The 26,493-nt window shown below is 35.9% G+C and carries 28 protein-coding genes and 1 riboswitch; of the genes, 8 read left to right on the plus strand and 20 right to left on the minus strand.

The window, feature by feature from the left end; all coding sequences use genetic code 11:
• Window positions 1-377: 377 nt before the first annotated feature.
• The 8 genes from MKO96_RS07930 to MKO96_RS07965 all read right to left on the minus strand — a co-directional run bounded on the left by MKO96_RS07930 (window position 378) and on the right by MKO96_RS07965 (window position 8,548).
• Window positions 378-1,160 (minus strand): DeoR/GlpR family DNA-binding transcription regulator, encoded by a 783-nt coding sequence (locus MKO96_RS07930; protein ID WP_000117658.1) that lies wholly within the window; start codon window positions 1,158-1,160, stop codon window positions 378-380.
• 40 nt (window positions 1,161-1,200) lie between these two features.
• Window positions 1,201-2,385: a saccharopine dehydrogenase family protein gene (locus MKO96_RS07935; RefSeq protein WP_240587173.1), complete on the minus strand. Its 1,185-nt coding sequence runs from the start codon at window positions 2,383-2,385 to the stop codon at window positions 1,201-1,203.
• On the minus strand, window positions 2,382-3,479 hold the full coding sequence (gene phnW / locus MKO96_RS07940; protein ID WP_087979882.1) for a 2-aminoethylphosphonate--pyruvate transaminase: 1,098 nt from the start codon (window positions 3,477-3,479) through the stop codon (window positions 2,382-2,384). Before phnW ends, MKO96_RS07935 begins: the two co-directional genes overlap by 4 nt.
• A 15-nt stretch (window positions 3,480-3,494) precedes the next feature.
• A complete protein-coding gene (phnX, locus tag MKO96_RS07945; protein WP_087979881.1) occupies window positions 3,495-4,289 on the minus strand; it encodes a phosphonoacetaldehyde hydrolase in 795 nt (264 codons plus the stop codon).
• 21 nt (window positions 4,290-4,310) lie between these two features.
• Entirely contained in the window at window positions 4,311-6,068 is a 1,758-nt protein-coding gene (locus MKO96_RS07950; RefSeq protein WP_240587174.1) for a putative 2-aminoethylphosphonate ABC transporter permease subunit, read from the minus strand.
• Window positions 6,069-7,070, minus strand: coding sequence for a putative 2-aminoethylphosphonate ABC transporter ATP-binding protein (locus MKO96_RS07955; protein WP_087979880.1), 1,002 nt, complete (start codon window positions 7,068-7,070; stop codon window positions 6,069-6,071).
• A gap of 20 nt (window positions 7,071-7,090) precedes the next feature.
• The gene (locus MKO96_RS07960) at window positions 7,091-8,167 is read right to left on the minus strand and encodes a putative 2-aminoethylphosphonate ABC transporter substrate-binding protein (RefSeq protein ID WP_000750910.1); all 1,077 of its coding nucleotides are present in this window, start codon (window positions 8,165-8,167) and stop codon (window positions 7,091-7,093) included.
• Between the two features lie 228 nt (window positions 8,168-8,395).
• On the minus strand, window positions 8,396-8,548 hold the full coding sequence (locus MKO96_RS07965; RefSeq protein WP_000240799.1) for a hypothetical protein: 153 nt from the start codon (window positions 8,546-8,548) through the stop codon (window positions 8,396-8,398).
• 147 nt (window positions 8,549-8,695) lie between these two features.
• On the opposite strand from MKO96_RS07965, the gene MKO96_RS07970 reads away from it, so the two are divergent.
• Window positions 8,696-9,031 (plus strand): DUF3905 domain-containing protein, encoded by a 336-nt coding sequence (locus tag MKO96_RS07970; RefSeq protein WP_240587175.1) that lies wholly within the window; start codon window positions 8,696-8,698, stop codon window positions 9,029-9,031.
• Window positions 9,032-9,069: 38 nt separating this feature from the next.
• Here the strand turns inward: MKO96_RS07970 and MKO96_RS07975 are convergent, their stop codons facing one another.
• The 5 genes from MKO96_RS07975 to phaR form a co-directional block, all read right to left on the minus strand.
• The gene (locus tag MKO96_RS07975) at window positions 9,070-10,419 is read right to left on the minus strand and encodes a TrkH family potassium uptake protein (protein ID WP_087979877.1); all 1,350 of its coding nucleotides are present in this window, start codon (window positions 10,417-10,419) and stop codon (window positions 9,070-9,072) included.
• A 24-nt stretch (window positions 10,420-10,443) separates the two neighbouring features.
• Window positions 10,444-11,637 carry an NAD(P)/FAD-dependent oxidoreductase gene (locus MKO96_RS07980; protein ID WP_240587176.1) on the minus strand — a complete coding sequence of 398 codons (1,194 nt, stop codon included), beginning with the start codon at window positions 11,635-11,637 and terminating at the stop codon, window positions 10,444-10,446.
• 90 nt (window positions 11,638-11,727) lie between these two features.
• Complete coding sequence (phaC, locus tag MKO96_RS07985; RefSeq protein WP_000206842.1) at window positions 11,728-12,813, minus strand: class III poly(R)-hydroxyalkanoic acid synthase subunit PhaC; 1,086 nt, start codon at window positions 12,811-12,813, stop codon at window positions 11,728-11,730.
• A gap of 82 nt (window positions 12,814-12,895) precedes the next feature.
• Window positions 12,896-13,639: an acetoacetyl-CoA reductase gene (locus tag MKO96_RS07990; RefSeq protein ID WP_002117312.1), complete on the minus strand. Its 744-nt coding sequence runs from the start codon at window positions 13,637-13,639 to the stop codon at window positions 12,896-12,898.
• A 153-nt stretch (window positions 13,640-13,792) separates the two neighbouring features.
• The gene (gene phaR, locus MKO96_RS07995; RefSeq protein WP_076536096.1) at window positions 13,793-14,275 is read right to left on the minus strand and encodes a polyhydroxyalkanoic acid synthase subunit PhaR; all 483 of its coding nucleotides are present in this window, start codon (window positions 14,273-14,275) and stop codon (window positions 13,793-13,795) included.
• A gap of 198 nt (window positions 14,276-14,473) precedes the next feature.
• On the opposite strand from phaR, the gene phaQ reads away from it, so the two are divergent.
• From phaQ to MKO96_RS08030, 7 genes are all read left to right on the plus strand, one after another.
• Complete coding sequence (phaQ, locus tag MKO96_RS08000) at window positions 14,474-14,926, plus strand: poly-beta-hydroxybutyrate-responsive repressor (RefSeq protein WP_000903018.1); 453 nt, start codon at window positions 14,474-14,476, stop codon at window positions 14,924-14,926.
• A 42-nt stretch (window positions 14,927-14,968) separates the two neighbouring features.
• Window positions 14,969-15,493, plus strand: a complete 525-nt coding sequence (gene phaP / locus MKO96_RS08005; protein WP_000448584.1) for a polyhydroxyalkanoic acid inclusion protein PhaP — start codon at window positions 14,969-14,971, stop codon at window positions 15,491-15,493.
• Between the two features lie 101 nt (window positions 15,494-15,594).
• Entirely contained in the window at window positions 15,595-16,038 is a 444-nt protein-coding gene (locus MKO96_RS08010; RefSeq protein WP_087979874.1) for a MaoC family dehydratase, read from the plus strand.
• A gap of 147 nt (window positions 16,039-16,185) precedes the next feature.
• Complete coding sequence (locus MKO96_RS08015; protein WP_000241212.1) at window positions 16,186-16,371, plus strand: alpha/beta-type small acid-soluble spore protein; 186 nt, start codon at window positions 16,186-16,188, stop codon at window positions 16,369-16,371.
• Between the two features lie 114 nt (window positions 16,372-16,485).
• Window positions 16,486-17,805, plus strand: a complete 1,320-nt coding sequence (locus MKO96_RS08020; RefSeq protein WP_240587177.1) for a TrkH family potassium uptake protein — start codon at window positions 16,486-16,488, stop codon at window positions 17,803-17,805.
• A gap of 38 nt (window positions 17,806-17,843) precedes the next feature.
• Window positions 17,844-18,009, plus strand: a riboswitch (yybP-ykoY riboswitch).
• A gap of 90 nt (window positions 18,010-18,099) precedes the next feature.
• A complete protein-coding gene (locus tag MKO96_RS08025) occupies window positions 18,100-18,894 on the plus strand; it encodes a TerC family protein (protein ID WP_000383309.1) in 795 nt (264 codons plus the stop codon).
• A gap of 204 nt (window positions 18,895-19,098) precedes the next feature.
• The gene (locus MKO96_RS08030; protein ID WP_240587178.1) at window positions 19,099-19,950 is read left to right on the plus strand and encodes a formate/nitrite transporter family protein; all 852 of its coding nucleotides are present in this window, start codon (window positions 19,099-19,101) and stop codon (window positions 19,948-19,950) included.
• A 27-nt stretch (window positions 19,951-19,977) separates the two neighbouring features.
• Here MKO96_RS08030 and MKO96_RS08035 read toward each other — a convergent pair whose 3' ends face one another.
• From MKO96_RS08035 to MKO96_RS08065, 7 genes are all read right to left on the minus strand, one after another.
• Window positions 19,978-20,289 (minus strand): cyclic-phosphate processing receiver domain-containing protein, encoded by a 312-nt coding sequence (locus MKO96_RS08035; protein WP_240587179.1) that lies wholly within the window; start codon window positions 20,287-20,289, stop codon window positions 19,978-19,980.
• Between the two features lie 14 nt (window positions 20,290-20,303).
• Window positions 20,304-21,026 carry a prepilin peptidase gene (locus MKO96_RS08040; RefSeq protein WP_240587180.1) on the minus strand — a complete coding sequence of 241 codons (723 nt, stop codon included), beginning with the start codon at window positions 21,024-21,026 and terminating at the stop codon, window positions 20,304-20,306.
• A gap of 112 nt (window positions 21,027-21,138) precedes the next feature.
• A complete protein-coding gene (locus tag MKO96_RS08045) occupies window positions 21,139-21,849 on the minus strand; it encodes a LutC/YkgG family protein (RefSeq protein ID WP_087979870.1) in 711 nt (236 codons plus the stop codon).
• Window positions 21,849-23,270: a LutB/LldF family L-lactate oxidation iron-sulfur protein gene (locus tag MKO96_RS08050; protein WP_240587181.1), complete on the minus strand. Its 1,422-nt coding sequence runs from the start codon at window positions 23,268-23,270 to the stop codon at window positions 21,849-21,851. Before MKO96_RS08050 ends, MKO96_RS08045 begins: the two co-directional genes overlap by 1 nt.
• Before the next feature lie 16 nt (window positions 23,271-23,286).
• Window positions 23,287-24,006 (minus strand): (Fe-S)-binding protein, encoded by a 720-nt coding sequence (locus tag MKO96_RS08055; RefSeq protein WP_000869144.1) that lies wholly within the window; start codon window positions 24,004-24,006, stop codon window positions 23,287-23,289.
• 168 nt (window positions 24,007-24,174) lie between these two features.
• Window positions 24,175-24,864 carry a FadR/GntR family transcriptional regulator gene (locus MKO96_RS08060; protein ID WP_254913065.1) on the minus strand — a complete coding sequence of 230 codons (690 nt, stop codon included), beginning with the start codon at window positions 24,862-24,864 and terminating at the stop codon, window positions 24,175-24,177.
• Window positions 24,865-25,092: 228 nt separating this feature from the next.
• Window positions 25,093-26,493 (minus strand): sensor histidine kinase, encoded by a 1,401-nt coding sequence (locus MKO96_RS08065; RefSeq protein ID WP_240587182.1) that lies wholly within the window; start codon window positions 26,491-26,493, stop codon window positions 25,093-25,095.

The raw sequence follows: 26,493 nt of genomic DNA on the forward strand, positions 1-26,493 counted from the left end.
ACCTACAAATAAATGATAATGAATATCATTATCATTGTCAATGATAATATTACATTAAGTTTATATTTCCAAAGATAAAAAATAAAAAACCCTTTAATCAAAGGGCCTTTTTACCTAGCATATGAAGAATTTCACTTTTTTCTTTTTCATTAATAAAACCAATTTTTTGCAAAATATTTGCATACAATACAAGTTTATTATATATCCGTTCTGACATGCTTCTCCCTTCTTTCCTTCGACCAACTTTTTTTGTATTGGTAAATTATATGAAAGAGATGAGAAAATGTGTCCACTTTTTGCATACATACAAATCTTTTATCCTGCTATTTGCGGACAGTAAAACTCCCACCTCAAAAACAGGTGGGAGTTCAATTTATTTAGCAAATTGTCCATTGAATATTATGCTTTTTGACTTCCTCTTCAAAACTATAGGGCATTTTCTTATCACAAATTACATGTTGAATACGTGAAAATGCTGCTATTCGGTAATTTCCTTTTACCCCTACTTTTGTATGATCACATAAAATATATGTTTTCTCCGCTAATTTCAGCATCGCTTCTGACAATTTCGCCTTTTCTAATTCAAAACTAGAAACCCCAAAACCAGGTAACAATCCATCAATCGAAACGAATGCTTTATGAAAATGAAATTGCTGGATTACTTGCTGCGAAATAGACCCTGACACACGTGAATGCTTTGGAGAGACTTTTCCACCAATAAATAAAACCTCACCGTGAAACATCTTTTTATTAATAGAAGAAATTAATTGTGTAGCTACTGGAAATGAACTTGTTACAATCGTTAAATTTTTACGATGAACAAGATATGGCACCATTTGAAGTGGTGTACTTCCATCATCAATCGCAATCACATCTCCATCTTCCACAAACGTTGCTGCTTTATACCCAATTCTCTTCTTCTCTTCTATATGCAGCATCTCTCGTTCTAACATTGGTGCCTCTATTCCAGCTCCCGGAAGTTGGACGGCTCCACCATACACTTTCTTCAACTTCTTTTCACGATCCAATTCTTCTAAATAACGACGAATCGTCTCTGTTGATACAGCAAACTCTCTCGCTAACTCTGAAACTTTTACTTTCCCTTTAAACTCTACCTTCTCAAGAATGGTTCGCTTTCTTTCTTCACCTACTACAGACATAGCTTCACCCCATTGATTTCTACCTCATAAACTGCCTTACTTATACAAAGTTATAACTTTCTTTTTCAGTGAAAACTTCTTCATGAATATGAATACCACGCTTTTTTAGTTCATCAAAAATAATTTGTGGATTTACAAAAGCTTCCTCAGGTGTCACAACACCAACTTTATTTACATTCCCTTTTGCGATTAACTCTGTAGCAATCCCAAATGGAATACCGACGTTTCTCGTATAAGCTCTTAATTTTTCCCACCCTACAACAGAACCATCAGATAACGGGTGTGTATGATATAATACGTGCCTTTGTTTCTCATTATTTTTCATGCCTATTACTTCTACATGAAGTGCATAACCGTAAATTTCTGTTTCTTGCCCTTCTTTCGATTGCAATAAATACTTCGAAATACAATCCATAATGCCAATTTCTTTCCCATTTATGTCAACTCGATCATTACGCAATATACCATAATCATATAAAGCACGTACGAGCTGCATATTTTTCTTTGGCCAAGTTCCTCTCGTCTCTATCAGTTTGACGCCTTTATTTTCTAGTGCTTTTGCTAACGTAATCGTTTCAGAATGCGGTATTATATACTGCGTTGCCTTACCATAAGGCGCCGGTAATTCAATTTCTCTTGGACGCGCAAACGGAGGTACTTGCTTAAACTCACCCTCTTCATATACTGTACGCGATGGTAAATGTGGATCATATTCATATGTCGTTGTTTCTGTAATTGATGCAGAAAAAGCAATTGGACGGTACGAGCCATGACTTACACGTACTGACTCTACAGTATCTAGCTGATTTGCTGCATGCATTGCCATCATTTGCGTTACACCTGGCGTCATACCAAAACCAGGTAAACACGTTTTTTCATTTTGAGCAAATATAGAATGAGATTCATTTTCTTCACCAAATCCATTCAAATTCACACCGTGACAACCCGCTTCTGCAATACATCGAGTAGACAATCCATTTAACTTAATTGTCGTACCGTCCATTACAATGTCATAACCTTTCATTTTTGCAACCGTATCCTCGTGATTCGTTACATCTACTTTCACAAAATCAACACGAGGATCGTTGAGCCATTCTACTACTTTCAGGCCCTCTTCTTCATTAAAATCAGCTACTGTAATCGCCTCAAAAGATGAAAATTGTACTAAATCTAAAATTGCTTCACGACAAATTTTACCTGCTCCACCTAAACAAAATACTTTCATCCTATAGCAACTCCTTTAGCGATACTATCAACTAAGCGATTGATATCTGCCTCATGTACATCACCGATATTTCCAATGCGGAATGTATCTACTTTTGAAATTTTACCTGGATAAATAACAAACCCATCACACTTTAATTCATTATATAACTGCCCAAAATCGAACCCCTCTTCTGGATAAATGAAGGATGTAATAATAGGCGATTGATATTTTTCATCTACTAGTGGCTTAAATCCGATTTCTCTCATTCTATTCACTAATATTTTTTGATTGTTATAATATCGATTGTAACGCGCTTCTACTCCGCCCTCTTTTTCTAATTCAAGTAGTGCTTGATAAAAAGCGTGTACAACATGTGTAGGTGACGTAAAACGCCATTTCCCATTTTGATTTTCCATCGTTTCCCACTGATCAAATAAATCTAATGATAATGAACGTGCCTGCCCTTTACATTTCACCAATTCATCGCGCTTTGCAATAACAAAACCGAATCCAGGAACCCCTTGAATACATTTATTCGCACTACTAATTAGAAAGTCAATTTGCAACTCAGCGATATCTATTTCAATACCACCAAAACTACTCATTGCATCAACCAGTGTTACTTTTCCGTATTGCTTCCCTAATTTACATACATCTACAATTGGATTGATAATACCTGTTGTTGTTTCACAATGAACAACTGCAATATGTGTAATCTCTTTATCTCGTTGCAATATCTTTTCTACTTCTGCAATATTAGTAGGCTCCCACTCTTCCGTTTGACTGACCATCACATCTATATGTAACATCTCTGCCATTTGTACAATTCGCTTACCATACGCACCATTTGTACATACGAGCAGCTTTCCATTTTTAGGAACGACAGAGCCAATCACTGCTTCAACTGAAAACGTACCGCTTCCTTGCATGAGAACAGTTGTATATGTCTCTTCTTCCTTCGTCGCTAACGATACAAGTTTAGCTCTTACCTCTTGTACCATTGTGTTATATTCAGCATCCCACGTACACCAATCGTATAACATAACTTCTTTTACTGTTTTGGTTGTTGTTAATGGTCCAGGCGTTAATAATAAATAGTGATTTTCAGTCATGATCCTATTCCCCTTTTATGAAATAATAAGTTCTTGTTTCTCGATATGTTCCATTACGTTTTCGAGTTCCTGCATCGTTTCTATCGTAAAGTGCGCCCCATTTTCAACGAAACGATTGCGAACTACTTCTATTTTTTCACGAAGTTCTACCGGATCCATATTCTCCACTTCCTCTTCAGTTAAGCCGAGTTCGCTACTGCCGAGAATTACACCTACTGTCCACATACCAGCATTTCTTCCCTCTTTCATATCTGATACCGTGTCTCCAACTTTTATCATATGATTCATTGGATATACACCAAGCTCCATCGCATTTTTATAGCACATCCACGGATACGGACGACCTGCTGGAACATCATCTGGTGTTACAAGAAAATCAGGTTTATACCCTTGTAGCGCTGCTTCTTTTGCTACAATGTCCATCATTTCTCTCGTATAACCAGTCGTTGAACCAATTTTAATTCCTCTTTCACGTAAAGAAGCAATTACTTCTTTTACTCCATTAATCGGCGACGCATAGCGCGGTAAAATAGCGAAGAGAATTTCTTCAAATTCTTCATACATCTCCTGAATGTCTGCCTCTGTTGGTAATTGTCCGAAAACACGATTCCACTCACTCGCAATACGAGGCATCTCTGTTAATGCCCTAACATGATCAATTTTCAATAATCCCATTGGCTTACGAGCTTCTTCTGCAGTAATTGCAACACCGCGTTTATGGAAAATCTCCATAAATACTTCCAGTGGTGCAAAACATCCGTAATCAACTGTTGTACCTGCCCAATCAAAAATAACTGCTTCTATTTTCATTTAATCCATCACCCTTCTTATTTATCTTTTTTGCCATTGTGACGTTCGGTTACGAAGTGCTTTTGTTCCCCATTCATATACAACTCTTACTACAATATTTGTAACAACAATAAGTACACTCATTGCAGCTGCTGGTGCTACATTTCCTGCATCATCCATATTTACAATTGATACGGCAGCTAGTTTAAAATCAGCTGCATATAGGAATACAACTGCTGAGACAGTTACCATTGAGTTTACGAAGTAGTACATTACCATTTCTAAAATGGCTGGTAAACACATCGGTACCGTAACTCGAAAGAATGTTTTATAAAACGGTATCCCCATCGACTGTGAAACAAGTTCAAACTCTCGATCTAATTTCTTTAAAGCTGTCGTTGCCGTAACAAATGTTACAGAATAAAAATGAATGATATTGACTAGTACTAGCACAGCAATTGTTCCGTATAGAGAATGGAACGGGTTCGTTACGGAAAGTCCAAAAATTTGTATTGTTGGTTGACTGAAGAAGAAGACGTAGCCTAACCCAAGTACTAAACCTGGTATCGCTAAAGGGACGATAGAGAAAAAATAACCTGCTTTTCGGAAAAATTGTAGCTGATCAATTTTCTCAATCGCATAAGCGAACATAAATGTTAAAACTGCTCCAATAACCGCAGTAATTGCTGAAACAATTACGCTATTTTTAAATGCTTCAAGTCCATCTCCTGTTAAACTGGAAAAATTAAAATGCTCAAATGTAAAGCTCATATTATATGGCCATACTTTTACACTTGCAGCAATACCAACTGCCACAAATAATAGAATGATCATAAGCGTTACTACGCTACAATATACGAATGAAATAACATCTCGTTTCTTATTATTTATTATTCTGTAAGGTACTGATTTGGAAGATAAGAGATTGGCCTGCTTTCTTTGCGTAATGTGATCAACTGCAAATGCAAATATAGCTGGGATTAATAAAATCATTCCGACAGTTGCACCCATCGGCATATTTTGCTGCCCAATTACTTGCTTATATACGTCAGTAGCAAGTACATTATATTGCCCACCAACAATTTTTGGTGCCCCAAAATCAGTGAAACTAAGTGTAAACACAACGAACATCGCACTAATTAATCCATACTTTACACTAGGTAAAGTAACAGTGAAAAATTGCTTTGTTTTACTCGCTCCTAACATATTAGAAGCTTCATATAAACGATAATCAGAGCCTTGAAAAGCAATTAATAATATAAGAAATGCTTGCGGAAATGTATACATGACTTCAGCCATTACAATTCCTACTGGTCCATATAAAGGGATTTGTATCCCTTCAAACAAACCAAACATTCCTTTCGTTACTAATCCTTGATTACCAAATAAATATGTCAGTGCGATACCATGCATCATCGTTGGTGCGAATAATGGTAACAACGCAATATATTGAAATACACGCTTTCCAAACACATTCGTACGAGCGATCGCATAGGCGTAAGCGAAAGCGAGTGTCACTGCAATAATTGTTGTCGCGCCCGAAATCCATATCGTATTTTGTAATGATTGAACTAGCGTTGGTGTTGTGAAATATTTACTGAAATTCGCAACACCAATGAAAGCTCCGTCTTTATCATAAAAAGCTTGTGTAAACAATTGTAATAGAGGTAATACAAGCATGATCAAAAACGCGAGAAGCATACCAATAATTAATAGTCTTTGTATCCACTCTTCTTTACCGATACGTCTCTTAATCTTTTTTTTCGTACTTTCTACCTTGAAATCTTCTAACATCTCCATCTATACAATGACCTTCTTTCCATATGACAACATATGATTTTCTGAGAAAGAGATTTGAATCGGCTTTCCTTTTCTAATTGCGGTTGCTTCTACTTCTGATGACAATATATCCACTACAATTTTCTCGTTATAAAGATGTGTTTTTTCTTCTACGACCCGCACTTCCGTCCGATATACAGATCCGCGAAATTCCATGCTTTCCACAACCGTTTTAATACCATCCTTTTGTACAACTGTTACATGCTCAGGACGAATTGCATGTTCTTCATTGTTTTTCGAAAAGAAATTAATAGAACCAATAAAATCTGCCACAAATGGATTGGCTGGTCTTTGATAAATCTCCTCTGGTGTGCCAATCTGCATAATTTCCGCATGATTCATTACAACAATTTTATCGGCCATCGTTAATGCCTCTTCTTGATCATGCGTAACCATAATAGTTGTTACTCCTACTTTTTCTTGCAAATCACGCATTTCTCTACGTAACTTTTCACGCACTTTTGCATCTAAAGCAGATAAAGGCTCATCCAGTAACAAAATATCCGGAGACAGAGCGAGCGCACGTGCAAGTGCTACTCGCTGCTGTTGTCCACCAGACATTTGAGCAGGATATTTATCTTTTACATTCAGCAAATCTACAAGTTCTAACGCCTCTAGCGCTTTCTCTTTTACTTCTGCTTTTCCATATTTTTTTGTCTTTAAGCCGTATTCAATGTTTTCAAGTGCTGTTAAATTCGGAAATAATGCATACGATTGAAACACCATTCCGAAATTCCTCTTTCCAGGAGGTAATGCTGTAATATCTTTTCCATCCACAGCTATACTACCTGTTGTCGCCTCTTCTAGCCCTGCTAAAATTCGAAGCAATGTTGTTTTCCCACAACCACTTGGGCCTAATAAACATACAAACTCATTTTTTTTCACAGTAAAAGAAATATCTTTTAACGCTGTAAATGCATCAAACTGTTTTTGAATGTGTTGAATTGATAAATATTCGCTCATTTTTTCTCTCTCCCACTCACTTACTTTTTCGGTTCTGCTTTTTGGCCAAACTCTTTTTCCCATTTTTCTAAGATTTTGTCACGATTTTCTGCTGCCCATTTAAAGTCATTCTTTTTGTATAACTTTTCTGTCACATCTTTAGGGAATCCATCTGGAAGTTTATAATCATTTTTAATTGTCGCGAATCCATTTTTCTCGAAGTATAACTTCATTACATCATCAGTAATTGCCCAATCTAAAAATGCTTGCGCTAATTTTTCATTTTTTGCATTATCTTTTTTAATAAGTGCGTTCGCTTCTACTTCCCAACCTAATCCTTCTTTCGGCAATACAACTTCAACTGGTGCACCTTTTTGTTTCTCTTTCAAAGCACTATAAACCATTGATACGCCAACTGGATATTCACCTGCGCCTGCTAATTTAGCTGGTTTTGAACCTGAATGAGTATAAGTTGCCATATTATCATGAAGTTTCTTCATGTAATCCCAGCCTTTATCTTCACCCATAATTTGTAACCATGCAGAAACTGTTAAAAATCCTGTTCCAGAAGAAGCTGGATGTGGCATAACAAGCGTTCCTTTATATTCTGGTTTCGTTAAGTCTTCGTATGATTCTGGCATCGGTAAATTTTTCTTCTTTAATTCTTCTTTATTTATAGCAATCCCCGTCATAAATGCCGTATTACCTACCCATTTTTCTGGTTGCTTATCATCTTTAAATTGCGGAAGAACACGATCCGCTCCTTTTGGAGAGTATCCTTTTAACATATCTTTTTTATCTAAAGCTAATAGACTAGACGCTGCTGTTCCCCATACAACATCTGCTTGTGTATTTTTTCCTTCAGCTAGCAATTTCGCTGTAATAACTCCAGTTGAATCACGAACAATGTTCAGTTTCACATCTGGATACTTCTGTTTAAAAGAATCAAGATAAATTGGTACAAGTTCTTCTTCAATCGCTGTGTAAACAGTTAATGATCCGGATAATTTATCATCCTTTACTTTTGCCCCAGCACTTTCTTCTTTCTTTGCACCACACCCCATTAATAACGAAAATACCATTCCAGTTGCTACAGCTTTAAAGATTGTTTTTTTCACTGTCTCTCTCTCCTTTTATAAATCTTATGTACAACTCCAATATAAACAACTAGTGTAAAAGCAGTATTAAACCAACATTAATCTTTTATTTGTTGTTTGTTTTTGTGTAATACGTTGCTACTTCTATGTTTTTTCGCATTTTTCTGCCAATAATGAACACTAAATTTACAAATAATTAAAAAAACCTTTATAATCCCACAAAAAAATGAGGCGTTTGTAAAAAACGCCTCATTTTTGTTTACCTTTTTTTGAATTACGATTTGCATACTTCGCGCTATTTTCTCCTTCATACTCTAATGCAAATTCTGCATCTGGTAAGCTTTCTTTCGGAGTTTTATTATTGTTGATTGCCGCATTTTGTTTCACTTTTCTTTTTACCAATACATTCACCTGCTCTCAAAAATTCACTTTCTACTCTAGTTTGAAGCAACATTAAATAATTATTACTGGCAAGTGTTAACAAGTACATAAGAGCCGCTAGATGGAAATACTACCTATGAAGAAAGTATTAGAAAAGGAGCGATTATTTTGAAGAAGAAAGATAAAATTCAGTCACCAATTTTAGATGAAACGCTCCCGCATCAAATGAATTTTCCATCTTTTAAAGGAACAGGAAAGAAGATGCAACAACCTTTCATAAATCAATATGACGTCGTAATCGGAGACAGTAAATATGATTCCGAGAATAGTCCACTTCACAATTGGACTGATGAAGTTGACCCTGCCATTATGGCTGGAGAAGAATGGATTCATCCCACAAATGATATTGGGTGGATTTCAGAAGAAAATCAAGAGTTGCTAAAAAAAGAAGCGGATAATAAGAATGGCGCTTTTATGCATCCACAATTTGGCATTAACAACTAAAAAACCATTCTACCTAACAAAGGTAGAATGGTTTCATACTATCCAATAATAATTCGCTCTTTCGGGTATTTATAGCGAGGTGGCTGTTCTCTTCCACCACTAGCCAGTATAAATGTTAAAATACCGACACGCCCAATAAACATAAGTACAATGAGTACAAGTTTACCAACAGTTGTTAAATCTGGCGTAATACCTGTCGATAGCCCTGTCGTCCCGAAAGCAGAACACACTTCAACAATTAAACTCATAAGCGGTACATTTTCCGTAATAGATAAAATAAAGAGTGCTGTGGCACATAATAAAATCCCCATCGTCATAACGACAGATGCTTTCAGCACATCCTCTTCATGTAGCTGACGTTTGAAGACTCTAACTGTTCTCCCGCCTCTTGCAAAAGTGTATAACGATAATATACTAACAGCAAATGTTGTTGTACGTATTCCGCCCCCAACCGAACTTGGAGATGCCCCTATAAACATTAATATACTCATAAATAAAAGCGTCGGTTGTGACAATTCACGTATATCCATTGTAGCCAGTCCACCACTTCGCGTCGTCACAGATTGGAACAATGTATAGAAAACTGTTTCATGCCATGACTTTCCTGCTAAAAACTGATTTCGCTCTAGTAGAAAAATCATAATTGTTCCAACGATAACGAGTGCAAAAAATGTCGTTGTCGTCAATTTTGTAAATAACGAAAAGCGGAATAGTTGCTGTTTCCTTTTACTAAAGAATTGCTTTACTTCCATTAACACCGGGAAGCCAATTGCTCCTAAAATAATAAGCAACATATGAATCATTTGCACAATATAATCTTTTTTGTACGGAATTAGTGATTGTCCAGTTAAATCAAATCCTCCGTTCGTAGTTGCACTAACAGCGGCAAAGAAACCGTGGAAATAAGCTTCTTGCCAAGTTGGAAAATAAAGTAGAAATCTTGTACCTAATAGTATTGCTCCAATAAGTTCTATCGAAATAATTACAATTAAAATAGAACGCATCAATTCTACAAGGCCTGATAAATTCCCTTGATTATGATCTGCCATAATAAGTCTTCTTCTCTGCAAACCGATCTTTTTCCCCGTTATAATCCAAACAAACGTACCAAGTGCCATAATTCCTAAGCCGCCTAATTGTAAAATAAGGGCTAACATAATAATTCCTGCCGTAGTAAATGTATCTGAAATCGTAACAACAGACAATCCCGTAACACTTACCGCACTAACAGATGTAAAGAGGGCATCGATAAATGTCCATTTCACACCAGACTTCGTAACAAACGGGAAACTAAGCAATATCACCGATACAACTACTGCTAATAAATAAAACAAAACAATGAGTTGTACAGGACGTAATTTTTGTAAAAACTTTTTTATATCTCTCATTCCATCACTTCGCTACCTTTTTTTCTATCGATTAAATAAAGAAAAGTCTTCACTTTCTTTATTTGTAAATAACTGCTCAAATAATTTGGCAAATACCATTCCATACACAGTTCCATTACCTCCATACGGCAATGCGTAAAATAAATTATGTATCTCTTTGTCTTCTTTTAAAATAGGGAGACCATCATGACTACCGCCAAATGCTGCCGCCCAATAGTACTCTGCCTGTATATTCTTATACTGCGGGAACATCTCTTTTACAATGTTAATAAGGATATCACGCTTATGCAATAATTTCGTATCACCAATTGTTTGAATTTGCATCGCTTCATCTAATCCGCCTACAATAATACGGTTTTGATACGTTCGAAAATATAAGTAAGGCCGTGCTGTTTCCCAAATTAATGATTGTTCATGCCAGCCTTCAAATGAATCTACCTTATTTGTCACAACTGCATATGATGTTTCCACTGTTGTATTTTTTTCTTTCTTTCCGAAAAGTGCTTCATAACCTGTCGCCATAATAATATTCTTTGCTACAATTTGATTTCCTGTTTTCGTGTAACAAATTAAATCATTTTGGCGTTTTTTTACATGTATGGCCTCTGTATACTCAAGTATAGTAGCTCCCATTTGATTTGCTTTATGCAAAAGGCTATGCGCTAATAAATACGGATTCACTTCGGCATCACCATGCGTATATAACGCTGCTTGTTTTATAAATGAATAATTCTTCTTCATATGTGAATCGGTAAAATATTCAACCGGGAATCCATAATGGCGTAACGTATTATATTCTTCTTGTAAAAACGATACATCCTCATTTCTACTTGCATAATACAAACTACTTCGCGGAATAAACTGGGGATCAATATCGAGAGTCGGTACAACTTGCTCCATTGTTCGTAGCGCTTCGTAACAAAGCTTATATGCTCGTACCCCCTTTTTTTCACCAAATGTATGGATAAGTGAGGTTAGCGATTTATCATGAAGAAATTGTAGTAAACCTGTATTAGCAGCTGTGCTACCACATGCGATTGCTCGTTTTTCAATGAGCGTAACACGCATTCCAATTTTCGCTAACGAATACGCTATATGAGCACCTGCTTCTCCGCTTCCGACTACAAGCACATCACATATCATATCATTTTCTAACGCTGGATAACAAGGTATAGAAACTCCTGTATTCCAAAACAACTTACCAGTCATAAGTTTCATAATTATACTCCTAAAATATAAATTTCTCCTTTCTATGTTTTGTTATTTCCCATAAAAAAATCCAACTAACATACGCTAGTTGGATTTTTTTTAATTAGAACGCTCCTCCAGCCAATTTCCAACCGTCGGATATGTTTGTTTTACCGCTGTTCCACCGTAAACAATCGACATATGTCCCGTTGGTAAACATACATATTGTTTATCTGTGCTAGAAATATGATCTAGTAAAGCTTCTACTTGGCATGGCAGCGCTATATGATCACGTTTCGCAGAAATATTTAAGACATTCGCCTTAATATTTGCAAGGTCTACCTTTTGTCCGCGAATAACGAGTTCGCCTTTCACTAATTTATTATTTTGATAAAAATCACGAATCCATTGTCTATACGATTCACCTGGGAATGGAATACCGTCACCAACCCACTTTTGAACTAATTTCCAGCTTTCGACGAAGCGCTCATTTTCTGAACGATCGAGTAAAGCAACATATGGACCTACAAAGTTTGTAATTGGTTTTAACATCTTATTTCCGAAATCAATCATTTCTGGCGGAATATTTCCGAATGTATCAACCGCTTTATCTAAATTGAAATATTTCTCATCTAATAAAGGACCGTATAATCCTGTTTCAGAGAAATCAAATGGACTTGTCATAAAGATTAAGTTGCGAATTGGCATGTGCGGATGAAGTGCCGCATAAATAGAAGTTAGCGTTCCACCCATGCAATAACCAAGTAAAGAAATCTCATCCGATTTCGCAGTTCTCATTACTTTCTTCACTGCTTTTGCAATATAATCGAACACGAAATCATCAAATTTCAAATGACTATCTTCTAAACCAAATGTGCCCCAATCAAGCATATACACATCAAAACCACGATCTACTAAATATTCCACTAAACTATTTCCTGGAGTTAAATCCATAATATACGGTTTATTAATAAGCGCGTATATTAATAGGATTGGAACTCTCTGTGTTTTTTCTTGTTTTGGAATGTAACGATACAGCTTCGTTTTATTCTTCGTCCAAATAACTTCTTTCGGTGTTAAACCAACTTGTGGTTCTGGTTCGCGTAATAAAACTTCGCTCGCTCTTTTCACACGGCGATATGCTTTACGATATTCTTCTGGGTACAACTCCAATTGCTTTTCCCATTCCGTTACGAATGTAGTCATTTTTCTATCTCCTTTTTGGTCAATTTCTTTCTAAAAAAAGAAGTGCATTCCTGCTATGGATATGCACTTTTTTCTTACTTCATTACATGTATAATCCGCCGTTAATGTTTAATTGCTGACCTGTGATATACGCACCGTCACGGCATAGATATACTACACCTTTTGCAATTTCATCAGCTTGACCAAAACGTTTTTTCGGGATTTTCGCAACGATTTTTTGACGTACTTCTTCTGGTACTTCTGCTACCATTTCAGTATCAATAAATCCTGGGCAAATTGCGTTTACAGTTACATTTGTTCTTGCAAGTTCTAACGCTAATGATTTTGTAAATCCTAACATACCTGCTTTTGCTGCTGAGTAGTTTGTTTGTCCAAATCCACCAGCTTGGCCAATGATAGAAGAAATACTAATGATTCTTCCTTCTTCTGCTTCCGATATGTATGGAAGTACCGCGCTTGTTGTATTAAATACACTGCTTAAGTTCACGTCAATTACGCGCTCCCAATCTTCACGATTTAATTTTTTGAATGTACGATCTCTTGTAATACCAGCATTATTAACAAGGATATCAACTTTACCAAAATGATTCACAGCTTCTTCTACAAGTCTGTTTGCATCTTCTACTTTAGAAACATCCGCTTGAACTGCATAAACGTCATGTCCTTCTTTTCCTAATTCATTTACTAAGTTTTCAGCTGCTTCTTTACTACTGTTATAGTTAATAACTACTTTTGCTCCCTCTTGTGCTAATGCTACTGTAATTGCTTTTCCAATTCCTTTTGCCCCACCTGTTACGATTGCTACTTTGCCATTTAATTGAACCATTTCTTTTCCCCCTTAAATGAATTTGTGAACGATTGTTATGAATCATTTTGGTACTCATATGAATAGAGTCCATATATTAATTATGTTTCGTTGTTTATATATGAAAAAGAGATTCTCCCTTTCCCTGTTACACGTTATAAACAAACGCGATTATCATTTTTTATTTTCTGGCTTATTTACAGGCTTTACTTCTTCTTTTACAGGTACTTGTAGTTTCGCTAGTACTGCATTTTGCTTTTCTAGCAATTCCAAAATTTGATCAACTTTCGTTTCTAGCGTGCGAATATCTTGTTTTACTTTCGTAACATCACGCTTTAATGTAGGAGCTTGTCCTAATGAATCCACTTTCTCTTCTAAAATTTCCTCAATGTTATCAACTTTATTTTCTAAATTGATAACAAGCGTAGCTACTCTAGCAATATCCTCTCTCGTCGGCACATTCACCTGTTCTAAATAATTTTTTGTCGTATCATTTAATGCTTTTTGATAAAACAAATTCAAATCTAGAACGCTGCCCATCCAAGCAGAATATTCTTCTGTTTTAATTGTTTCATTGAGCGCTTTTCCCCAAAATGTTTCGGTTTGTTCATAAGCATTTTTCCATGCTTGCAATGGATCGAATTTTTGATCAATCACTTCGCCTACACTCCCTTTTTTGTTTTTGAAACAATTCAACCTATTCACTATTTTCTAATATTCTGAATAAAACTTCAAGTCTATATTTTATTTTTCTTTATTTTCCAATAAATGTGTTGACATTAAAAACAGATAGGTGTAAATTGCACTTATAAGCAAAAAATTCCATCTAACTGATTCATGAGGTGATGCACAATCATGCTACATAATGAACCAGAACACCCAGAAAGTTTGGAAAAAAACCAAGCGAAACAACCAAACTCCATGCCAAAAAACTTCTTAGTTCCTTTCTTACTTCTCTGTCTAAAAGACTGGAGTCTTCATGGTTACAAACTCATTCAAATGCTAATGGACATCGGCTTTTCTTCTGTTGACCAAGGTAATGTGTATAGAACACTACGCAAATTAGAAAAAGAAAACCTTATTTCTTCTACTTGGGATACAAGCGAAGGCGGGCCAGCGAAACGAATTTATTCTTTAACAGAATATGGAGAGCAATATTTAACAACATGTGCGACTTCTTTTGAACATTATCAAAATATGTTGCGGACGTTTTTCACGTTATACACCAATGCATTCTTTCCATTTTCTACTTCTCCAGAAAAGGATGAAAAGGATTCTTCATCTTCACCTGGTGGTACAGCAGAGTAATCTGCGTTCACAATATGCAAAAAAACATTTGGAGGTCAAACAATGGAAACTAAGCCATACGAATTAGTCGATGCATTTTGGAAAAACTGGTCTCAATCTCTTTCCCTCTTCTCTTCAGCTGGGAAACAATTAGAGCAACTTACTTTAGAAACGTTAAAACAACAACAAGACGCTTTGCATAAATTAACATCAGGAGTAGATGAACTAGAAAAAGAACTACAACAATTCACTGCTCAGTTCAATAACCAATATACAGATTACGTGAAGCAATTAACTGGAAACTCTTTAAATGATCAAATTAACGAGTGGCAAGGGAAATGGAATGAACTTTCTACTCAAATGCACCAACTTACTGTTTCTCCTACGAAAACATCTTTGTCTATTCTTACTCAAACTAGCGGTCAATTTGAAGAAACAACTAAACAATTTATTGAACAACAACAATTACAACGTGACGAGGTTCAAAAACAGTTAGATGTTTTTTTAGGAGAGTTCAAGTCCAAACAACTAGAACTCGCAAAGCAGTTCGAGGAAAACTCAAAAAATTTATTTACTTCCATCAAGTAAGAAAAATGTGGGAGCTGACTGCAGCACAAACAAAACTCTTTCTTCCTCCTACTACATCAAGATGGCTGGCATTTTTCGATATGGAAAAGAAGGAGGCCAAAATGAATCCATTTCAAGAAGCACAAACTGTTCCCGAGCTTCGTTATGATGAGATTCAAGTCGGTGATCAAGCATCCCTTACAAAAACTATTACGGATGAGGACGTTATCAATTTTGCAAAATTGACTGGAGATGTGAATCCTATTCATATTTTAGATTCTTTTGCAAAAACGACAATGTTTAAAGAACGTATTGCCCATGGTATGCTCGTTTCAAGTTTTATTTCTACTGTCCTTGGAACGAAACTCCCAGGAAAAAATACGATTTATTTATCTCAAAACGTTTCATTCCGTGCTCCTGTCAAAATCGGCGATACCCTTCGCGTTGTGGCAGAAGTTATTAAAAAACGTGACGATAAAAAAATCATTACGTTGCAAACAAACATATATAATCAATCAGGTGATATTGTCGTGGAAGGTACAGCGACAATACTGAAAAAAGAGTAGCAAATTTGCTACTCTTTTTTTCATCCAATAACTTCTAATCACACCGATTACTTCCGTGTATGAGTACGTCGTTTCCACATAAAATAACGTTACCAGTTTAGATAGGTACTTAGCTGAACTGGACTACTTATAAGGATGTGTATCAACATGGTAAAAACAAACAAATTACTAGTTCCAGGTGCAGAACAAGCACTTGAACAATTTAAATATGAAATCGCACAAGAATTCGGTGTTAGCTTAGGCTCTAATACAGCATCTCGTTCTAACGGTTCAGTTGGCGGTGAAGTAACGAAACGACTTGTCGCTTTAGCTCAACAACAATTACGTGGATAATACAATAACCTATGGCTTAGAGGCAGATATTCTCTGCCTCTTTCTATTTTTAACATACATAATCGTGCTTTTTCACATACTAGTAAGAGCAAACTGAAAGGAACGATATGTAACATGAAACGGATTAATATTAGCATGAGTCCTCCCCGTGTTCTTACTTTGTCTTTTATTATGTTATCAGTTATCGGTACATGCTTATTAAAACTACCAATTGCTACAACAACTTCTATTTCATGGATCGACGCTTTATTTACAACAGTTTCTGCTTGTACTGTTACTGGGCTTGGTGTTGTAGACACCGGAAAGGTATTTACTTTGTTTGGACAGTGTGTCATTTTAACGCTTATACAAGTGGGCGGACTTGGCATTATGAGCTTTGCGGTTTTAATTGCGATTATGCTCGGCAGAAAAATTGGTCTTCAAAACCGAATTTTGTTACAACAAGCGTTAAATCAAACGAACATTGGAGGCGTCATTCGCCTTGCCAAAGCATTATTTTTATTCTCTTTTACAGTCGAATGTATCGCTACTTTGATTCTTTCTTTTGAATGGGTACCAAAATACGGGATTGCTAAAGGGATCTATTATAGCTTTTTTCATTCGATCTCTGCTTTTAACAATGCTGGTTTTTCTGTGTGGAGCGATAATTTAATGTCCCATTCTCATAGCATTCTTGTCAATCTCGTTATTTCCTCCCTCATTATTTTAGGTGGGATTGGTTTTACAGTAATCGTAGATATAAAAAGAAAGAAAAATTTTAAAAACCTTACATTACACTCAAAACTTATGCTCTCTTCTACTCTAATCGTCAATATTATTGCGACTGTTTTTATTTTTATATTCGAGTTCCACAATTCCCTTTCTATGAGAGGATTTACCCCATTTGAAGAAGGAATGGCCGCTTATTTCCAGGCGGTTTCAACGCGTACTGCCGGGTTTAATACAGTTGATATTTCTGCATTATCAAAGCCTTCCCTACTATTAATGATGCTCCTTATGTTTATTGGCGCTGGTAGTGCTTCAACCGGTGGTGGAATTAAGTTAACAACCTTTTTAATCATGTTTTTTGGGGTATTTAAATTTTTACAAGAACAAGATGATATTGTCGTGTTTAAAAAATCTATTAAAGATACTCTCATTGTCAAAGCATTGACAATCACTATTATTTCCATTTCATTTATCTTTTTTGCTATTTTAATTTTAAGTATTACTGAGCGAGTTCCTCTATTGATGAGTGCTTTCGAGGTATTTTCAGCATTTGGGACTGTCGGTCTTAGTATGAATTTCACATCACACTTAACTATGATTGGAAAAGCTATTATCATCTTTATGATGTTTTTTGGGAAGATGGGACCTTTAACATTGGCTTTTTCATTTGCACGTAAAAAGAAACAAAAAATAAAATATCCGAACGAAGATATTTTAACAGGTTGACAACCGTATAAATTATCCATATAATGAAAGTACAATAGCATATCTCCAAAGGGGAGTAGCGTCCAAGAATCTTTCTTGGAAACAAAGTCGTCATTACGTAGAACTTAGTTCTTCCGGCTTTGTTGGCATTTTCATTACATATGTCTAGCAAGACCTTTGCCTATTAACGGCAGAGGTCTTTTTTGTATTCATTACCAAATTCTTCCAAAGTTAATAGGCAGGAGTATGGGGAAACTAAATAGTGGGGAAATTCTTCACTTATTTAGTACTTATAGAAATGAGAGGAGAATGTACATGGATGTATCATTATTATTGGAGTATGGTTGGGTATTACTCATCCTAATTGCACTTGAAGGGATTTTAGCGGCTGATAACGCTCTCGTTCTTGCAATTATGGTAAAACATTTACCAGAAGAAAAACGAAAGAAAGCACTATTTTACGGATTAGCGGGGGCATTTGTTTTCCGATTCGGATCGTTATTTATGATTTCATTCTTAGTCGATGTATGGCAAGTGCAAGCAATCGGTGCCATTTACCTTATGTTTATCGCTGGTAATCACTTATTTAAAACGTATGTTAAAAAGAATACAGATGAAGACACAGAAGAAAAAGAAGCAAAGAAAAAACAAGAGAACTTTTGGTGGACTGTATTTAAAGTCGAGGTTGCTGATATTGCCTTCGCAGTTGATTCAATTTTAGCTGCCGTTGCATTAGCAATGACTTTACCAAAAACAGGATTAGGTACAATTGGTAGTCTTGATACTGGGCAATTCGTTGTTATCTTTGTAGGTGGACTTATCGGATTAATCATTATGCGATTTGCAGCAACTGCTTTCGTACAAATATTAAAACGTAAACCAGGACTTGAAACTGCAGCATTCCTAATTGTAGGTTGGGTTGGTGTGAAGTTAGCAATCTATACATTAGCACACCCTGCATTAAATGTAATTCCGCATTCATTCCCAGAATCTACTCCCTGGAAACTTACATTCTGGATTGTATTAGTTGGAATCGCAGTTGGCGGTTGGTTCTTCTCGAAAGAAGTAGAAGTAAAAGTAGAAAAGAATTTAGACGAAAAAGCGCTGTAATTACAGCGCTTTTTCTTTTTTTCCTTCCCCCCTCTCAATGTCCAGAAAAAATTCTATTATACTATCTTTTGTAAACGCTTTCTTAATGTATGTATGTCCTTTTTGTGAAACATTGCACAAACTTATTGAAACTAAGAACAATTCCATGTACTTTATTCATATAAGGAGTATTTATAGATGATGTACTAAAGGAGCGTATTACTCATGCTAGAACAAGGATTAGATTATGTCGTCAAACTGGCTAAGAGCAAAAAACAAATGCTAGATACAAATCCGATGCAATATTTCATTCGTGCCGCACTTGCGGGTATTTATATCGGTTTTATTATTGTACTATGTTTTAAATTAGGTAACTTTTTTCAAATTGCAGATTCACCAGCAACTTATTTAGCTGCTTCTATGTTTTTCGGAATTGCCCTCGTACTTATTATATATGGCGGTGCTGAATTATTTACTGGAAACACAATGTACTTCACTGTAGCAACTTTAAGAAAAGAAACAACGATTTCTGATACACTTCGTAACTGGGTCGCTTGTTATGCAGGGAATTTAGCTGGCGCTTTATTCTTTGCCTTACTATTTTACGCAACTGGCATTTTCGAAGCAATCGATCACGGTCACTTAATGAATAAAGTCGTTGAAGGAAAGATGAACACACCTACAATGCAATTATTCTTTAAAGCAATTTTATGTAACTGGCTTGTATGTCTTGCGTGTTTCTTACCTTCTCAAGTTAAAGGTGATACAGCAAAAATTATGATGATGATGCTACTCGTTTTCACATTCTTCTTATCTGGTTACGAGCATAGCATTGCAAACTTATCACTGTTTGCTCTATCTTTAGTTTCACCGCATCCGGAGACAATTTCTTTTGCAGGTGCTATTCATAACTTAATTCCAGTTACAATCGGTAACATTATCGGCGGGTCCGTATTTGTCGGTATGGTTTACCATTACTTAACAAAGAAAGTACCTGACGTGAAACAAGAAGAAACTGAATTAGTAGCAGCTCAACAAGAAGAAATCATTCCGTTACAAGCACATATGAAACATTAAAAACTCCAAAGTTTTACTTTGGAGTTTTTAGCTCCCCACATATTTAACAACAAGGTGCGGATTAATTTCTCCTTCTTCCTTTCCCTTATTAATTCTCTGTTTCATCTTGTGCATACCGATGACATCATTCGTATGAAGGTGAATTTCATTTACATATAAACCCTCTTTACAAAAAGCCTCTACAAAATCTAATCCATTTCTTTCCCCCCATCCCATATTAAAATCAAGGGAAAGAATATTCACATCATAATCCCGAACCATTTGCAAAGCATATTCTACTGTAGTGGCGGGCACATACCCATACGGACAACTTCTTTGATCATCCATATATACATTCATTTTCTATCCCCTCTCTATTTTGTATACGTGACCAACATGTAACATATTGCCCCAAGGCTAATAAAAGGACCGAACGGAATTTGGCTCCTCATTTTCATACGTTTTAATACTATACCAACTCCAAAGAAACAAAGACTAAAGCAAGATGCTAAAAATAAAATCATAAAAATCCCTTTCAGTCCCACTATAAATCCAAGTAACGAAAGTAATTTTATATCCCCTCCACCAAGCCCTTCTGGATATACCTTTTGCATGCAATATAACAAAATGAATATAACGCCACTACCAACTATACTATCTGTCCAAGTCACTAACGGCACAAAAACACATTCTAAAATGAGTAAACAGGCAAACCAAGCTAAAATACGATTGGGGATTAACATATATATGTAATCTGTAACTGAAATAATAAGTAGTAGCGAAAAAAGCGATACAATGATGATAAGCTCTCGTTCCACCCCAATCATATATACAGTAAGAAGAAATATCATTCCTGTTACAAGTTCAAATGCTACGTACAAAATTGAAATTTTCCTCTTACAATTCGTACAACGTCCTCTTTGTATACAAAAAGAAATGATTGGAATCAATTCTTTTGGCTTTAGCACATACTTACAATAATGACAATGTGAACGCGGAGTAATGATAGACTCACCAAGTGGTACTCTCATCGCAATTAACATAAAAAAAGAACCAAACACCATCCCCACTAACAATGCATATAAATAAGTGAACATCCCTTCCTCTCCTTTCTAGAAGAACATAGCAAAAAAAGGAGAGAACTTCTACTTCATATTATTTCTATTCTATTAAAAAAGCAGGCCATTTTCTGGCCTGCTTTCCCCTCTTTTATACGATGAAATATACTGCTTTTAATGGTCCGTGTACTCCAACAACAAGATTCATTTCAATATCTGCCGAGTTACTAGGTCCTGTAATAAAGTTAATACAAGATGCTACTCCCTCGCCATTTTCTACACGTGTGTTCATATCCTGAACTGCTTGTGTAATACGAGGCACAAGTGTTTCACGTGGAATAATAGCAAAGTAAACAGTTGGTAAAAAGTGTAAAGAACGACCTTGGCCTTTATGACTTTGTACAACAATCGTACCAGATTCAGCTAAAGTATAATCACTAAATGCGATTCCAATATTCGCTCTTTCTGCGATACGCATATTCTCTTCTTTTTTCTCAGGATCCCATATATTCACTTCAACATTTTGCTTTGGAAGCTCTTCTTTAAATAAAGAAGTCAATCCATAAGAATCAAAACGTTCATCTGCCGATAACATAATAGGTCCCCCGCCGTTTTCCACGATTACTTTTTGAATATCTTCACGTAAACGGTCGTTTGTCGTTTCCACTACAGTTGTATGAATGTTTGTACATTGATTTTTAAATACTTCTAACAATTCTTCTTGTGAATAATCTTTTAGCGTTTCTACATTCACATTACTTTTCCATGTTGGACGCTTTACGCCTTCCGTTTTCCGCTTACGTCCAAGTTCTTTTGCAATATTATCTAGAAAGGACTCACGGTTTTGAATTAATCCTGTCATTATTTGTCCCCGCCTTTCTTATGATCTTTATACCAATCACGGAATCGTTCTTTACTTGGAGCTGGGAATTCACGAATATCTGTCCAGTTTTTAAGTGGCCCAACACCTTTTGATACACGGTTGCCAGATGTAAATGGACTCATTGCTGCTGGTGCCATTTTTGATCCCATTTTATATAAAGCTGCTGAAGATGCACCCATACTAAACATTTTCATTGCTAATTTTTCTGCAAGTGGAGCACGTCCTTCTTGCTCAACAATTACTTGACGATGTTTTAATAATAAATCATGCAATGGTATTTTTACTGGACAAGCTTCAGTACACGCTCCGCATAAACTAGAGGCATATGGAAGCTCTTTGTAATCATCATATCCGCCTAAAAGTGGTGTTAATACCGCACCGATTGGTCCTGAGTATATAGAACCATACGAATGTCCACCAACGTGACGATATACAGGACATACGTTAACACAAGCAGCACAACGAATACATTGCAATACTGAGCGGAATTCAGATCCAAGAATTTGAGAGCGGCCATTATCAACAACAACTAAGTGGAATTCTTCTGGTCCATCTACTTCCTCTTTTTGAATTGGTCCCGCTACAGTTACATAACTTGTTAATTTTTGCCCTACTGCGCTACGACATAGTAAACCCACTAAAACATCTAATTCTTCCATTGTCGGAACCATACGTTCCATACCCATTACTGCAATTTGAGTTTTCGGAATCGACATAACAAGATCGGCATTACCTTCGTTCGTTACTAAACAAAGAGAGCCAGTATTTGCAACTGCAAAGTTACAACCTGTCACACCAATTTCTGCATCCATAAATTTCTCACGAAGTTGTTTACGAACAAACTTTGTCATTTCGTAAGGATCATCAGAATTTTCATAGCCAAGCTTTTCTTTAAATACATCACGAATTTGTGCTCTATTTTTATGAAGTGCAGGCGCAATAATATGTGAAGGTGGATCGTTATCTACTTGCAGAATATACTCTCCTAAGTCACTTTCTAACACTTCACAACCAATCTCTTCAAGGGCATGATTCATACTAATTTCTTCAGTTACCATTGATTTTGATTTTACAACTTTCTTCGCTTGCTTCTTTTTTGCAACGTCTTGAATATACTTTGCTGCATCCTCTTTCGTTTTCGCAAAGTACACGTGTCCGCCTCTTTTGGATACATTTTCACTTAACTCCATTAAATAATAATCAAGATTTTCTAACGTATGTTGGCGAATTTCTTCACCTAGTTCACGCCACTCTTCCCAGTTTCCTAATTCGTCCGCTGCTTTTAAGCGGTTCGTATATAAGCGCGTTTGTGCAGAAGATACTGCTCCGCGCATAAAAGAATCTTGAATTCCATCGCCAACGCGATCATTAAATTTTTTCTCACTGATTTTCATAGACATAGCTTATGTTCCCCCTTCATGAGCGACTATTTAGTACCTCAGCAATATGCATTACTTTTATTTCTTTTCCTAAACGCTCAATACGTCCGCCAATGTTTAACAAACACCCACAATCTGCACCGATTAAATAATCAGCACCTGTTTCCATTGCACTATCTACCTTTTCATCTACCATTTGCTCAGAAATTGGAGTCATCTTCACTGAAAACGTTCCCCCAAACCCACAACAATTTTGTTCGTTTGGCAGTTCTCTCACAGTTAATCCTTTTACATTTGATAATAAAATTCCTGGTGCCTCTTTTACTCCAAGCAGGCGTGTCATATGACAAGATTTATGAATAGTAGCTATCCCTGGTAAGCTTGCACCAACATCTGTCACTTTTAAAACATCTACAATAAATTGTGTAAATTCATATGTTTTATCAGCAACCTTTTGTGCACGTTTAGCCCACTTCGGATCATCTTTAAAAACATGCGGATACTCATGAAACATTGTCGCACAAGAACCAGATGGTGTAACGATATATTCTGCATCTTCAAAAGTTTCAATCATATGTTTCATCGCTTCTTTTGCTGCTTCTACATGGCCGCTATTATAAGCAGGCTGACCACAACAAACTTGTGCTTCTGGAAATTCAATTTCACAACCTAAACGCTCCAACACTTCAACTGTTGCTTTGCCGACGTTTGTTTCAAACATATCGACTAAACAAGTAACAAATAAAGTAACTTTCATAATTATTACTCCCCCTTTTTACAACTCCACCAACAAACATATGGTCATCAGATGACTGAGAAAAGAAGAAGTAGGCTCAACCATGGCCTATCCTCTCCCTCTTCTAAAGAAAACGCTTACTTAATCTTTCTCTATTTTATCAAAAAATTTGATTTTTAAAAGATTAAATTACGAATTTATATCGTTTTTACCTGTGACAATATGTTCTACATTTGTTAAATGATCTAGCATTGCTTGCTGCGCTAATTCTACATCTTGCTTTAACACTGCATCATATATAACTTGATGCTCTTCTATAAGTCGTTCTGATGTTGTTTGTTCACCATATAAAATAATGCGTCTTGATTCACCAATCGTTTCAGCAATCATCTCTGAAACGTGATTCATGAGTTCAAGCAAAATGTTATTATGCGAAGACTCCGCAATTCCCATATGGAACTGAAAATCTGCTTTTTCACCAGCCTTTTCATCCCCAATGCTCTTTGCCATTTCATCTAACCAATGCTTCATATTTTGCAAATTATCTTCCGTACGTTTTGCCGCAGCTGCTCGAACTGCCCCCACTTCAAGCACCTTTCGTACTTCTAATAAGTTCAAAATATCTTCTTTCTTCATTAATAATTTATTGTTTAATGATTTTGTTAATGAAGAAGAATCGAAATTCTTCACATATGTACCTTCTCCTTGTTTCATCTCAATTAAGCCCATTGCTCTTAGCGCACTTAGCGCTTCACGAACAGCAGATCTACCAACTTGAAACTGCTCAGCTAATTGATGTACAGGAAGTAGTTTGTCACCAGGTTTTAACGTACCATTTTTAATCATTGTTAAAATAGCTTCAGATACTTCTTCGTAAATCTTTTTCGGTTTAATAGATTTGTACTCCAGTTAAATCACCTCAGTATCTTCCAAACAACAATTGAAACGATTTATAAGAACTTTGCATCATAACTATTTTAGAACGAATTGGTAAGAAGTACAAACGTTTTGTTCATAAAATCGTCAAATTTTTAATATTTATTTGATATTAAATTATATGTATTCCTCTATTCGTTTGCACTCATGAAGAAAAGCATGTCCTTCACGTTAGAACATGCTTTCTTCAACTTGTATTTTCAATTTAATACTAACCGTCGTTCCATGCCCTTTTTCACTTTCAATTCGCCACTGTCCATCATGTATATGAACAATTTGTCTAACAATGGCAAGGCCTAAACCTGTTCCACCATGTTGACGACTTCTCGCTTTATCAACGCGGTAAAAACGTTCACCAAGATTTTCTAAATGCTCTGTTTCAATACCGATTCCTGTATCTTTTATGTTTAATTCACAGTAATCATCTATCTGCCTGAGTGTTATCACAATATCCCCGTTTTGATTTGTATACCGTATCGCATTATCTAACACGTTATGAAGCACTTGTTGCATACGATCCTCATCAATCATTACAATGATTTCTGGATTTAAATTTGTTGAAATACGAATTTTCTTTTCTATAAACTTAATCTCATACGTATCTAACACATCTTCAATCAGTTGTGAAAAAACGATAGGTTGTTTCTTTAACGGAAAATGTTCACCTTCTAATTGTGCTAAATCTAATAAATCATGAACGAGACGCTGCATACGACCCGCTTCTTTATGAATGAGCTGTGTTACTTTTTCCTGCTGTGGTCCCTTCGCTACACCATCTAAAATAGCTTCACTATATCCTTTTATATAACTAAGCGGCGTTCTTAGTTCATGCGAAACGTTAGCTAAAAATTCCTTACGCTTTACGTCTTCTGTCTCTAAAGAATTTGCCATTTTATTAAATGCTTTTCCTAATCGTCCAATTTCATCTTCGGAAGAAATTGTAATCCGTTCTGAGAAATCTCCCGTAGCCAAATGATTGGCAACTCGTTCCATTTGCGAAAGCGGTCTCGTAATAGCAATAATAATCTTTCTACCAATCCATATTGTCAGTAAAGTCATAGCAAGTGCTAACGGTGCTAAAATAAGGCCCATATCATATATTAAGTCTTTTATACTTTTTAAAGGAATATAAGAATATACAATGCCAACTAACTTTTTATTTTCTAAAACAGGGATGACAACCCCCATAATATTTCGGTCAAAATGTTCCTCATACCCTATCTTTTTCACAGTTTTTCCATCTAATAACGCTTGCCTGTCCTCTTCACTTATAAGAGAATGATGATGCACATCAAAAGGTAAACACGCGCTTAAATCACGCGGATTAGATACGAAAAGAACATCTGAACTAGATATTTGATCAAATGCTCTTACTTTCTCTTCAAAAGTTGCTATTCCTTCACGCTTATCATATTGCGCAGCAAGACGCTTCCCTTCCATTACTAATGAATCTTTTAAATTATCAACGTATAGTTTTTCATACGAGTATAAAGATACAAAATAAAGAAAGGAAACTGTTACACATACTGCACATACTACTGTAAGCCAAAGCTTCTGTACCATCGTAAACAT

The organism is Bacillus sp. ES1-5, assembly GCF_022487605.1.
GTDB classification, from domain to species: Bacteria; Bacillota; Bacilli; order Bacillales; family Bacillaceae_G; genus Bacillus_A; species Bacillus_A wiedmannii.